Here is a 12569-nt window from a genome sequence, read left to right on the forward strand (position 1 = left end):
CGGCGCGCCGGTTACTCGGAGAAGTACGTGCCGGACAGCAGCGCGCCCACCTTGCGGGCCTGCTCCTCGGACATCTCGATCACGGCCACCGGGTCGTCCGCCCCGGCGGCGAAGACGTACAGGTCGCGATTGCCGTCGCGGCGTACCACGATCGAGATCCGTTGGGTGTTGCTGCCCAGGTCGACGTCGTACCGCTTGCCGATGCCCGGTAGTTCCTGCACGTAGATGCCCTTGCCCATGGCCCCTCCCCGCTGTCCTGTCCACGATCCCGGGGCAATCGTACGAGCCCGCCTGCCTTCCGTGACACCGCCACCACCGAGTAGTCGACGACGCGCCGGCTCCGGCGCCGCGTGGCGCCGGAGCCGGCAGGCTCGCCGGGCGTACCTCTCAGGAGGTGAGCCGGAAGGTGGCGTCGTTACGCGCCTGGGTGTCGCCGATCTGGTCGAGCCGCAACTGGTAGTCGTAGTGCCGGATGTGGCGGTCGGGGTAGTTGTAGGACTGGAACGAGCTCCAGGAGGAGTTCCCCAGCCCGGCGACCTGCCGGAAGGTGGCGTCGGCGGCGAACACCGAGCTGCCGTCGTTGGCCGCCAGCACGAAGTCGAAACCGTAGTGCCGCAGGTAGTACCCGGGGTGGTTGACGGACTCGAAGGAGACGTTCCCGGAGGCGTTCGCCAGACCGGGCACCACCCGGAACTGGGCGTCCTGTGCCGGGTTGACGTTCGGGTCGATGCGGACGTCGTAGTTGACGTGCCGCACGTACCGGTCCTGGTGGGTGTACGCCTGGATCCGGTTGACCGGCGTGCTGGTGCCCCAGCGGGCGAGCACCCGGCTCTCCTCGGCCGCCGTCAGGTTGAGGATCGAGCCGTGCCGCTTGCGGGTGCCGCCCATGGCGTAGTCGGTGCGGGTCCGGAAGTTGCTGACGCCGCCCAGGTTCGTCGAGGTGACCGGCATGTACCCGCGCCCGGTGGCGTACTGGTCCAGCCAGAGCGCCCACTCGTTGCGGCCGTTGAACTGGGCCCACATCGGCCCCTCCACCACGTTGCCGCCGCCGGTGCCGTTGGAGATGCCGAGGTGCGACAGGTTGCCGAGGGTGGTCCACGAGCCGAGGATCGAGTTGCTGGCCTCGATGGTGATGTGCCCGTCGGCGGAGGCCCGGTAGTAGCGGTAGCCGCCGACGCTGTTCGGCACCTCGACGATCTGCGTGTCGATCAGCCCCTGGGTGCCGGGGCGTTCGATGTAGAGCTGGGGTGCGGTGAAGCTGCGGAAGTCGGTGGTCCGCACGTACCAGATGCGGTGTTTGGTGACGCCATTGCGCGCGGAGTTGGTGGCCCAGTAGACGACGTAGTCGCCGGTGGCCGCGTTGTAGATCGCCTCGGGTGCCCAGGCGTTGCCGGCGCCGGGGATCGCCCCGGCGACGTTGATCAGCCACGGCGCGGACCAGTTCACCAGGTCGCGCGACTCCCACACGACCAGGTTGGTGCTGCCCCGGTTGGCCGCGTCGCTCCACGAGGTGCCGCTGGCGATGCGCAGGTCGGTGGCGACGATCCAGTAGCGGTCACCGGCGGGCGAGCGGACCAGGGCGGGGTCCCGGACGCCCCTCGTGCCGATGGTGGAGAGCAGGACGGGCGCGCCGTTGTTCAGGTCGCGCCAGGTCAGCCCGTCGCGGCTGTGGGCGAGGTAGAGCTGTTCCCCGTTCGCCGACTCCCCGATGAAGTGCGCCATCAGGTACCCGGTGAACGGGTCGAGTGCGGCGGCGTCGGCGCGCGGCGCGGGCGCGGCGGACACCATCAACAGGAAGGCGGTGAGCAGGGCGCTCACCCGGGCCAGGACTCTCGGCATCGGCGACTCTCCTCGAACGCACCGGATCGGAACCACTGTTAGCGCTAACAAGCCTCGCGAAACCGATCGGCGAGAATCACTGTTTCGGGCTTGTTTCGAAGTCTCGACGTCCCTTCGTCCACTGTCAAGAAGACCCGGATGTAAGGAGGGGTCCCCTGCTATACACCAGGCGATAGCAGGGGACCCCTCCTTACATCCGTGCTAGAGCCGCTCGGGGGCGTCGATGCCGAGCAGGCCCAGGCCGGTACGCAGGGTGTCGCCGGTGAGGCGGCACAGCGCCAACCGGTTGCCCCGGTACGGCGACTCGGCCCGCAGCACCGGACACCGCTCGTAGAACGTGGTGAAGCTCTGCGCCAGCCGGTGCAGGTGTCCGCAGAGCCGGTGCGGCTCGTACCCGGCCACCACCTCGTCGAGGACGTCGGCGAAGGCGTCCAGGTCGAGGATCAACGCGCGTTCCGCCGGGTCCAGCGCGACGCCCGGGTCCACGGTCTCGTCGGCACCGTCGGCGCGGGCCAGGATGGACCGCACCCGGGCGTGCGCGTACTGGAGGTAGACCCCGGTGTTGCCGGTCAACGCCAGCATCCGGTCCGGGTCGTAGGTGTAGTCGCGGGTCCGGCTGGTCGCCAGGTCCGCGTACTTGACCGCGCCGATGCCGACCTGCCGGGCCCGTTCGTCGCGTGCCGCGTCGGTCAGGTCGGGGTTCTTGGCGGCGACCACCTCGCGGGCCCGGTCCACCGCCTCGGTGAGCAGGTCGACCAGGCGGACGGTGTCGCCGGCCCGGGTCTTGAAGGGCCGTCCGTCGGGACCGAGGACGGTGCCGAACGCGACGTGGGCGGCGGGCACGTCCGACGGCAGCCAGCCGGCCCGCCGCGCGGTGTCGAAGACCATCCGGAAGTGCAGCGCCTGCCGGGCGTCGACCACGTACAGCAGCCGGTCGGCGCGCAGTTCGGTGACCCGCTGCCGCAGCGCGGCGAGGTCGGTGGCGGCGTACCCGAACCCGCCGTCGCGCTTGCGCACGATCAGCGGCGTCGGCTCGCCGTCCGGCCCACGCACGTCGTCGAAGAAGACGCAGAGCGCGCCGTCGCTGGTCACCGCCGTCCGCTGGGCGGCGAGGTCGGCCGCGACCCCGGGCAGTGCGGCGTTGTACGCGCTCTCCCCCACCGCGTCGGCGGCGGTCAGCCGTACGCCGAGCAGGTCGTAGACCTCGGTGAAGTAGCGGGTCGACTCGGCCACGATCTGCTGCCAGGCACGCGTCGTCTCCGGGTCGCCGCCCTGGAGGGCCACCACCCGCCGCCGGGACCGCTCGGCGAACGCCGGGTCGGCGTCGAACGCCGCCCGTGCCCGGCGGTAGAGCAGGGCCAGCCCGCGCAGGGAGGTGTCCTCGGTGACCGGCGCGGGATGCTCGGACCGGTACTGGATCAGCATCCCGAACTGCGTGCCCCAGTCGCCGACGTGGTTGCGCCGCACCACCGTTCCGCCCAGGTGCTCCAGGATCCGCACCAGCGCGTCGCCGATGATCGTGGACCGCAGGTGACCGACGTGCATCTCCTTGGCGATGTTCGGCTGCGAGTAGTCGACCACGGTGGTGACACCCGCCTCGGGGGTGCCGACGCCGAGCCGGGGATCGGCGAGCCGGCCCGCGACCTGGGACAGCAACGCCGCGTCGGTCAGGCCGAGGTTGACGAATCCCGGACCGGCCACCTCGGCGGTGGCCACCAGACCACCGACCGGCAGGCCCGCGACGATCTCCGCCGCCACGTCCCGAGGGTTGCGCCGCAGCGTCCGCGCCGCCGCCAACGCGCCGTCGACCTGGAAGTCGGCCCGCTCGGATCGGCGCACCAGCGGGGCGAACCCCGGCAGCGCGACAGCGGCGGTGGTGACGGCGGCGGACAACGACGAGGCCAGCGAAGGCACGGTCACGGGGACTCCCGGTGGGATGGGCAGGATCGTCACGAGACACGTCGCGCGCACGCACGAAGGCGGACACGACGGGAGGAACGCGCGGAGAAGCCGACGACTATCGTCGTCGCAGGCGCGAGCGGCGGACGGTGACCAGCACCATGTCCATCACCGCCTCACGCGAGGGCCGCGCATCGCGGCCAGATGCCGGCCAGTGTACGCGGCGACGGTCATCCCCGCGCCGGGCTCCTCCGCGACCGGCGTACCGGTCACGCCGACCCGGGCTCGACCCGTCACCCGATCTGGTGGACGGGACCGCCAAACCGTTGTCGGGAAAGCGATCCGGTCGACTTCCCGGCTACTGCGGATAGACGAGCGGCGTTCATACTCCTGCGGGGAGTGCTCCTGCCACGAGAGGACAGCATGCGAGTCAGCACCATCACGCGCCGGTTCCCGGCCGTCGCGACCGCGATCGCGCTGGGGGTCGCGTCGCTGGCCACACCGGTGACGGCGGCACCGGTCGCCACCGGCACGCAACAGCTCACCGCCGCCGCCGCGAACACAGCTCCGACGACCCGGCAGATCGTCGGCGCGGTCGCGGTGGGCGACCGGTATCCGTACGTCTTCGTCATCGGGACCGACGGCAACCTCTGGATCAACTGGCAGGACCAGTCCGAGCAGTGGAACTGGTCGAACATGGGCACGCCACCGGGGGTCGCTCTGCGGATGCCGATCGGCGTGACCATCGTCGACGGCTTCAGCCGCCCGTACGCCTTCGTGCTCGGCAGCGACCAGAACGTCTGGAGCCTGTGGCGGTCGGCGACGAGTTGGCAGTGGCGTAACCAGGGCGCTCCGCCGGGGGCAAACTTCGTGAGCTGGCCGAGCTTCGCCGCCGTCGCGGTGAACGACACCAGCCCGTACCTCTTCGTCCGCAGCGACGGCGACGAGACGGTGTGGGTGAACTGGTGGAACGGGTCGGTGTGGAACTGGACGAACATCAGCTCGCCGCCCGACGGCATCGCGGCCACCGGCCCGGTCGGTGTGCTGCTGGAGAACGGCACGCCGCAGGTCTACACCGTCGGCAACGGCGGCCGGCTCTGGACCACCCGCTTCGACGACACGGCCGCGCCCTGGGTCGACCTCGGCCAGCCGCCGGGTGTCTGGCTCACCGACGCGGGTACGCCGTTCGGTGCCCGCAGCGCGGTGCAGGTCGCGCCGGACGCCCGGCCGTACCTGCTCGCCACCGGCAGCGACGACAACGCCTGGCTGCGCTGGTGGACCGGTACCCAGTGGGAGTGGCACAACCTGGGTTCACCGCCGGAACAACTGGTCCCGGGCACGCTCGGTGCCCTCGCGGTGAACGGCACCTCGCCGTTCTCCTTCTTCGCCACCGACGGGGGCGGCCTGTGGATCAACTACTGGGACGGGTCGAACTGGCACTGGAGTGACCAGAGTCCGCCGTTCCGGCCCGCCCTGACCGGCACGGCGGTGCTCGCGCCGCAGAACTCCACCCGGCCGGCGATCTTCCTGCGGGACACCGCCGGCAACCTGTGGAGCCGATGGTGGAACGGCAGCTACTGGAGCTGGACGAACCGCAGCCTCTGACGGACGGCCGTGCCACCGGCAGCACGGGCCGGTGGCGCGGCCGGCGGACCAGCGGCGGGTCAGCGGGCCGGTGGCGGGTCGTCCGCGACCGGTGCCGGGCCGCCGTCGGTGCCGAAACCGTCGAGCGCGACGCGCTCGTCGAGCGTGCGCAACTCCTCGAAGACGGTGATGTGCAGGTCGGCGGGCGCGTCGAGGCGGGCGTTGACCGACTGCCAGGGCGTACGCGTCGGCGGGGCCACCTCGGCGGCGCCACCGTCGACCAGCCGTCGCGTGGTGGCCCGCGCGTCGTCGACCTCGAACGCGACCCGGATGCGCGGTGCGACCTGGCGGCCCACCTCGACATCGTCGATCATGCGCTTCTGCGCCGGGTTGGCGATCTCCAACGTGGCACGGCCCGCGTCCAGGATCACCACCTCGGCGCCGTCGCCGCCGGAGTACGCCGCCTGCTCGGGCAGGCCCAACACGTCACGGTAGAACCGGACCGCCGCCTCGTAGTCCTCGGCCTCGACCACCAGCCGCAACTGGCGTACCGGTGGCACCGCACCCGGACCCGTCACGATCGTCCCCCTCCGCTCCGGCGCGACACGGCAGGCCGCGACACCCGCCCGACCATACCGGCGGCCCGACACCGTGGGTGCGGGCGCTCGCGACGCCGTCGGTGCTGGGCAACGTCGGTGGGACGTGGCACCATTCGGCGGGTGACCAGCAGCCCCGCCGAAGCGGCCCACCTGCGTGATCTCGCGCGACTGCGCCGCGTCCGGGACCGGATCGACCGCGAGTACGCCCAGCCGCTCGACGTCGAGGCGCTCGCCCGGGGGGCGAACATGTCCGCCGGGCACCTCAGCCGCCAGTTCCGCCTCGCCTACGGCGAATCACCGTACGGCTATCTGATGACCCGCCGCATCGAGCGCGCCATGGCGTTGCTGCGGCGCGGCGACCTCAGCGTCACCGATGTCTGTTTCGCGGTCGGGTGCGCCTCGTTGGGCACCTTCAGCACCCGCTTCACCGAGTTGGTCGGTGTGCCGCCGAGTGTCTACCGTCGGCAGGCCGCCCAGGCGACGGCGGGCATCCCGGCCTGCCTGTCGAAGCAGGTGACCAGACCGATCAGGAATCGAGAAGCACAGGTCAGGCAGCCGCAACTAACGTGACCGGCATGGACGTCACCATTCACGCGAGTTTCCTTCCGCAGACCGACCCGGACGCCGCGGTGCGTTTCTATCGGGACGCGCTCGGCTTCGAGGTCCGCAACGACGTCGGGTACGGCGGGATGCGCTGGATCACGGTCGGTCCACCCGACCAGCCCGGCACCTCCATCGTCCTGCACCCGCCGACCGCCGACCCGGGCGTCACCGAGGACGAGCGTCGCACCATCGCCGAGATGATGGCGAAGGGCACGTACGCCGGCATCGTGCTGGCGACCAGGGACGTCGACGCCACGTTCGAGCAGTTGCAGGCCGGCGACACCGACGTCGTGCAGGAGCCGACCGACCAGCCGTACGGGATCCGCGACTGCGCCGTCCGCGACCCCGCCGGCAACCTGATCCGCATCCAGCAGATCGCCTGAGCCGCCGTCCGCCCCGCGCGCCGACACACGACGGCCGGGGTGGGATGCACGACGGCCTGGACAGGGATGCACGACGGCCGACGGCCGGTGAGACCGAGGGAGAGACGATGAGCACGGTCCCGAAGGGCCGCTCGCAGGCGGGTACGGCGCACGTCGCCGACAGCCACGACCTGATCCGGGTGCACGGCGCACGGGAGAACAACCTGGCGGACGTCAGCATCGAGCTTCCCAAGCGCCGCCTGACGGTGTTCACCGGGGTCTCCGGCTCGGGCAAGAGCTCACTGGTGTTCGACACCATCGCGGCCGAGTCACGGCGGCTGATCAACGAGACCTACAGCACCTTCGTGCAGGGCTTCATGCCGACGCAGGCCCGGCCCGAGGTGGACGTCCTCGACGGGCTGACCACCGCGATCATCATCGACCAGCAGCGGATGGGCGCCGACCCCCGCTCCACGGTCGGCACCGCCACCGACGCCAACGCCATGCTGCGCATCCTGTTCAGCCGGCTCGGGAAACCGCACATCGGCTCGCCCAACGCGTTCTCCTTCAACGTCGCCTCGGTGAAGGCCAGCGGCACCATCACCGTCGAGCGTGGGGCCGGCAAGACGACGCGGCAGACCTTCACGCGGACCGGTGGGATGTGCCCGCGCTGCGAGGGGCGCGGCTCGGTCTCCGACATCGACCTGAGCCAGCTCTACGACGACTCCAAGTCGATCGCCGAGGGGGCCTTCACGATCCCCGGCTGGAAGTCGGACAGTTGGTGGACGGTGCGGACGTACGCGGAGTCCGGTTTCCTCGACCCGCACAAGCCGATCCGGAAGTTCACCAAGAAGGAGATGCAGGACTTCCTCTACCGGGAGCCGACCAAGGTGAAGGTCGAGGGGGTCAACCTCACCTACGAGGGGCTGATCCCCAAGGTGCAGCGCTCGTTCCTGGCCAAGGACCGGGAGTCCCTCCAGCCGCACATCCGGGCCTTCGTGGACCGGGCGGTCACGTTCACCACCTGCCCGGAGTGCGGCGGCACCCGGCTCAGCGAGGCGGCCCGGTCCTCGAAGATCGAGGGTGTCAGCATCGCCGACGCCTGCGCGATGCAGATCAGCGACCTGGCGCAGTGGGTCCGTGGCCTGTCGGAGCCCTCGGCGGCCCCGCTGCTGGCGGCGCTGGGGCACACCCTGGACTCGTTCGTGGAGATCGGGCTGGGCTACCTCTCGCTCGACCGGCCGGCGGGCACGCTCTCCGGCGGCGAGGCGCAGCGCACCAAGATGATCCGGCACCTGGGTTCCTCGCTGACCGACGCCACGTACGTCTTCGACGAGCCCACCACCGGGCTGCATCCGCACGACATCGCCCGGATGAACGACCTGCTGCTGCGGCTGCGGGACAAGGGCAACACGGTGCTCGTGGTGGAACACGAGCCGGACACCATCGCGATCGCCGACCACGTGGTCGATCTCGGTCCCGGCGCGGGCGCGGACGGCGGCACGGTCTGTTTCGAGGGCACCGTCGAGGGGTTGCGGGCCAGCGGCACCGTCACCGGCCGGCACCTGGACGACCGGGTCGCCCTGAAGGAGTCGGTCCGCAAGCCCACCGGCACGCTTCAGATCCGGGGTGCGAGTACGCACAACCTGCGCGGCATCGACGTCGACATCCCGCTCGGCGTGCTGGTCGCGGTGACCGGGGTGGCCGGCTCCGGCAAGAGTTCGCTGGTGCACGGCTCGATCCCGCCCGGCATGGACGTGGTGTCGGTGGACCAGACCCCGATCCGGGGTTCGCGTCGCAGCAACCCGGCCACCTACACCGGCCTGCTGGAGCCGATCCGCAAGGCGTTCGCCAAGGCCAACGGGGTGAAGCCGGCGCTGTTCAGCCCGAACTCCGAGGGTGCCTGCCCGGCCTGCAACGGCGCCGGGGTGCTCTACACCGATCTGGGGATCATGGCCGGCGTGGCGACCACCTGCGAGGAGTGCGAGGGCCGCCGGTTCGACGCCTCGGTGCTGGAGTACCGGCTGGACGGTCGGGACATCAGCGAGGTGCTCGCGATGCCGGTGAGCGAGGCGCGGGAGTTCTTCGGCGCGGGTGCGGCGCGTACGCCTGCCGCGTCCACGATCCTCGGGCGACTGGTGGACGTCGGCCTCGGCTACCTCAGCCTCGGCCAGCCGCTCACCACGCTCTCCGGCGGCGAGCGGCAGCGCCTCAAGCTCGCCACCCACATGGGCGACAAGGGCGGCGTCTGGGTCCTCGACGAACCGACCACCGGCCTGCACCTGGCCGACGTCACGCACCTGCTCGGCCTGCTCGACCGGCTGGTGGACGCCGGCCGGTCGGTCATCGTGGTGGAGCACCACCAGGCGGTGATGGCGCACGCCGACTGGATCGTCGACCTCGGGCCGGGTGCCGGTCACGACGGCGGCCGGATCGTCTTCGAGGGCACCCCCGCCGACCTGGTCGCCGCCCGTTCCACCCTCACCGGCGAGCACCTGGCGGCCTACGTGGGCCGCTGATCGCCGGTAGCTCAGCGGCTCAGGTGGGTGGGCATGCTGGTCACCACGATGCCGGGGTGCCGTCGCAGGGTCCGGCGCAGCCGCTGCTCGGTGCGGTAGTGCAGCAGCCGCTGCCAGGGGTGCTCGACGATCACGTCGGGCACCACCACGGTGAGGGTCAGGTCGGGACGGCTGTGCCGCAGCGCGCTGACGTACCCGGCCAGCGGCGTGATGATCACGCGGTGCGGTGACAGGATCGTCCCCAGCGGGACGTGGTCGCCCCAGGTGGCCCACTGCGCGCGGAACCGGTCCGCCTCGGTCCGCTCCGGGCTGACGTGCAGGGCGAGCGCCGGTTGGCCGAGCGAGCCGACGTAGGCGAGGGTGCGCAGTGTCGCCTGGTTGAGCCGGGCCACCGGGACCAGGAACAGGTGCCGGACCTGCTGCGGGACGATCGGCGGTGGTTCGTCCCCGGCCGGGCCCGCGTCGTCGGTCCGCGCCACCGCGTGCAGGCCGAGGGCCTGCTGAACCTGGTCGTAGTGGCGGCGGACCCGGCGGAACAGGTGGATCAGCAGCGGTACGGCGAGCACCACCACCCAGGCGCCCTCGGTGAACTTCGTGACCGCGGCGGTCACCAGGACCAGCGCCGACAGTGCCGCGCCGGTGCCGTTGATGGTGGCGCGCCGCCGCCAGCCCCGTTCGCGGTGCCGCCGCCAGTGGCGGACCATCCCGGTCTGGGAGAGCGTGAAGGCGAGAAAGACACCGACCGCGTAGAGCGGGATCAGCGAGTGGGTCCGACCGCCGAACGCGACCAGCAGCACCGCGGCGGCGACCGCGAGCACGATCAGCCCGTTGCTCAACGCCAGCCGGTCCCCCAGGTGCAGGAAGCGGCGGGGCACGTAGCTGTCGCGAGCCATGAAGTACAGCAGGCGCGGCAGGTCGTTGAAGGCGGTGTTCGCGGCCAGCAGCAGCACGAGGGCGGTGGCGGCCTGCACGAGCGCGTACCAGGGCCCGGTGGGGAAGGTGTGCCGGGCCAGTAGGGACAGCAGCGTCTGGTCGGCAGTGGGCACCAGGCCGTTGAGGTGGAACAGCACCACCAGGCCGACGAAGATCACGATCAGGATGCCGACCATCCAGGTCAGCACCGTACGGGCGTTGCGCCACTCGGTGGGCCGGAAGACCGGCACCGCGTTGGAGACCGCCTCGATGCCGGTCATCGACGTCGCGCCGGAGGCGAAGGCGCGCAGCACCAGGAGCAGCCCGAGCCCCTCCACGGCCGGCGTCGGCGGTGGGGCGGCGACGGTGAACCCGTCGGCGGCGGCCCGCACCAGCCCGACGACGATCAGCCCGAGCACGGCGACCAGGAAGAAGTAGGTCGGTGCGGCGAACACGTTGCCGGCGACCCGGATGCCACGCAGGTTGCCGGTCAGCAGCAGCCCGATGACGGCCAGCGCGAACGGTACCCGGTACGGCGCGAGCGCGGGCAGCGCCGAGGTGATCGCGGCGGTGCCGGCCGACACCGACACCGCGACCGTGAGCACGTAGTCGAGGACGAGACCGGCCGCCGCGCCCAGGCCCGCGCGGGGCCCCAGGGTGTCGCTGGCCACCAGGTACGACCCGGCGCCGTGCGGGTACGCGTACACGGTCTGCCGGTACGACGTGCCGACCGCGAGCATCAGCACCACCAGTCCCGCCGCGATCGGCAACGACAGCCCCAGGGCGCCGCTGCCGGCGAGGACCAGCACGGTCAACATCGCCTCCGGCCCGTACGCGACCGAGGAGAGCAGGTCGGAGGCGAGCACCGGCAGCGCGAGGAACTTCGGCATCCGCTCGCGCAGGATCGCCCCGCTGGTCAGCGGCGGCCCGAGCAGGAGTCGACGCAGACCGCCGAGTGCCCGCCCCTCGACGGTGTCCTGCCGTTCGACGGTGGGGGTGGCGGTCAGCCGACCCGCCTCGTCCGGCACGAACAGCACACTGTGTCGGCCCGTACCCGTCGCGGTCCGCACCTCGTCCGCCTGCGGGTCCACCGGCAGCGCCCGTACGGTGTCGTCGACCCGCCACCGCGCGCCGACCCGCCGCAGCACGTCGAGGTCGGCCGGGGACGGCGGCGGCAGTTCCGCTGAGGGGCTGAAGGTCGCCGACCCCGCCTCCTGCTCCGGGTCCTGCCCCGACCTGCCCACCGTGCCTCCGCCTCGTGCCCGCTGCCCGCACCGTCGACCCTTCCAGGAACACCGTGCGGGCAACGCCGATCGGCGGAAGCGAGACCGGCTCGTGGCGGATCAGGCGGTGGCGGACCGGACGGCCACCGCGTTGGCCGTCACGACCATGGCGATGCCGAGCCACTCGTGCGGTCGGAGCACCTGACCGAGCAGCACGAGACCGGCGAGCGCGGCCAGCACCGGGTGGATGCTCATGAAGACGCCGAAGAAGCGGGGCGGCACGGTGCGCAGCGCGACGAGGTCGGCGGCGTACGGCACCACCGAGGCGAGGACACCGGCGGCGACGGCGAACAGCAGCGCGGTGCCGGCCAGGCGTCCCTGGGCCAGCAGGGTGACCGCGACCGGCAGGGCGAGCAGCGCGGAGACCAGGCTCGCCGCTGCCGGGGCCTGCAACCCCGGCAGCCGGGCCCCGACGAGCCGGTTGAGCAGGATGTACGACGCCCAGCACGCCGCCGCGAGCAGCCCCAGTGCCACCCCGACGAGGTCGCTGGCCGGGCCCGGCAGGACCAGCACGTAGACACCGAGGCAGGCGCCGGCCGCGCAGAGCAGGTCGCGGCGGGTCCGGGAGGCGACCAGCGCGACCGCGAGCGGGCCGAGGAACTCCAGGGTGACGGCCAGGCCGAGACCGATGCGGTCGACCGCGCTGTAGAGGCTGAGGTTCATCGTGGCGAAGACCAGCCCGAGCAGCAGGGTCGGCCACCACTGCGCCCAGGTGAAGCGACGCAGGTCGGGGCGTACGGTCGGCAGCAGCACCGCCGCCGCGACGAGTTGCCGGACGGCCACCACCCCGGCGGGCCCGATGGCACCGAAGGCGTGCGCTCCCAGGGCCGCCCCGACCTGGTTGCTCGCCGCGCTGCCGGTCATCGTGACGATCCCGCGCAGCAGCGGCCCTCGGCCGACACCGGCCACCCGACCGTCGCTCGGGGTGACGTCGTCGTGCTCCACTGTCCGCACCGTCATGAGGTCAGT

At 71.9% G+C, this 12569-nt stretch carries 10 protein-coding genes; 4 read left to right on the top strand and 6 right to left on the bottom strand.

What is annotated here, in order from left to right; translation table 11 throughout:
• Nucleotides 1-11: 11 nt before the first annotated feature.
• The 3 genes from ACFYTT_RS22310 to argS form a co-directional block, all read right to left on the bottom strand.
• Nucleotides 12-239, bottom strand: coding sequence for a potassium transporter TrkA (locus tag ACFYTT_RS22310; protein WP_131053759.1), 228 nt, complete (start codon nt 237-239; stop codon nt 12-14).
• A gap of 148 nt (nt 240-387) precedes the next feature.
• Nucleotides 388-1839, bottom strand: coding sequence for a glycoside hydrolase family 43 protein (locus ACFYTT_RS22315; RefSeq protein ID WP_131053758.1), 1452 nt, complete (start codon nt 1837-1839; stop codon nt 388-390).
• Nucleotides 1840-2040: 201 nt separating this feature from the next.
• Nucleotides 2041-3759: an arginine--tRNA ligase gene (gene argS, locus ACFYTT_RS22320; protein ID WP_387261780.1), complete on the bottom strand. Its 1719-nt coding sequence runs from the start codon at nt 3757-3759 to the stop codon at nt 2041-2043.
• 402 nt (nt 3760-4161) lie between these two features.
• Between argS and ACFYTT_RS22325 the strand changes: the two genes are divergently transcribed.
• On the top strand, nt 4162-5343 hold the full coding sequence (locus ACFYTT_RS22325) for a hypothetical protein (RefSeq protein WP_387261783.1): 1182 nt from the start codon (nt 4162-4164) through the stop codon (nt 5341-5343).
• Between the two features lie 59 nt (nt 5344-5402).
• On the opposite strand, the gene ACFYTT_RS22330 is transcribed toward ACFYTT_RS22325, so the two are convergent.
• Nucleotides 5403-5900 (bottom strand): VOC family protein, encoded by a 498-nt coding sequence (locus ACFYTT_RS22330; RefSeq protein ID WP_387261786.1) that lies wholly within the window; start codon nt 5898-5900, stop codon nt 5403-5405.
• 141 nt (nt 5901-6041) lie between these two features.
• On the opposite strand from ACFYTT_RS22330, the gene ACFYTT_RS22335 reads away from it, so the two are divergent.
• The 3 genes from ACFYTT_RS22335 to ACFYTT_RS22345 all read left to right on the top strand — a co-directional run bounded on the left by ACFYTT_RS22335 (nt 6042) and on the right by ACFYTT_RS22345 (nt 9405).
• On the top strand, nt 6042-6491 hold the full coding sequence (locus ACFYTT_RS22335) for a helix-turn-helix transcriptional regulator (RefSeq protein WP_131052586.1): 450 nt from the start codon (nt 6042-6044) through the stop codon (nt 6489-6491).
• Nucleotides 6492-6496: 5 nt separating this feature from the next.
• Complete coding sequence (locus ACFYTT_RS22340; protein WP_176093980.1) at nt 6497-6907, top strand: VOC family protein; 411 nt, start codon at nt 6497-6499, stop codon at nt 6905-6907.
• A gap of 107 nt (nt 6908-7014) precedes the next feature.
• On the top strand, nt 7015-9405 hold the full coding sequence (locus ACFYTT_RS22345) for an excinuclease ABC subunit UvrA (protein WP_387261789.1): 2391 nt from the start codon (nt 7015-7017) through the stop codon (nt 9403-9405).
• Nucleotides 9406-9416: 11 nt separating this feature from the next.
• Here the strand turns inward: ACFYTT_RS22345 and ACFYTT_RS22350 are convergent, their stop codons facing one another.
• Together ACFYTT_RS22350 and ACFYTT_RS22355 are read right to left on the bottom strand one after the other, a co-directional pair.
• Entirely contained in the window at nt 9417-11561 is a 2145-nt protein-coding gene (locus tag ACFYTT_RS22350) for an APC family permease (RefSeq protein ID WP_387261792.1), read from the bottom strand.
• A 99-nt stretch (nt 11562-11660) separates the two neighbouring features.
• Nucleotides 11661-12560 carry an EamA family transporter gene (locus tag ACFYTT_RS22355; protein WP_357212023.1) on the bottom strand — a complete coding sequence of 300 codons (900 nt, stop codon included), beginning with the start codon at nt 12558-12560 and terminating at the stop codon, nt 11661-11663.
• Nucleotides 12561-12569: the final 9 nt, after the last annotated feature.

Source organism: Micromonospora sp. NPDC003816 (assembly GCF_042874705.1).
Lineage (GTDB): Bacteria > Actinomycetota > Actinomycetes > Mycobacteriales > Micromonosporaceae > Micromonospora.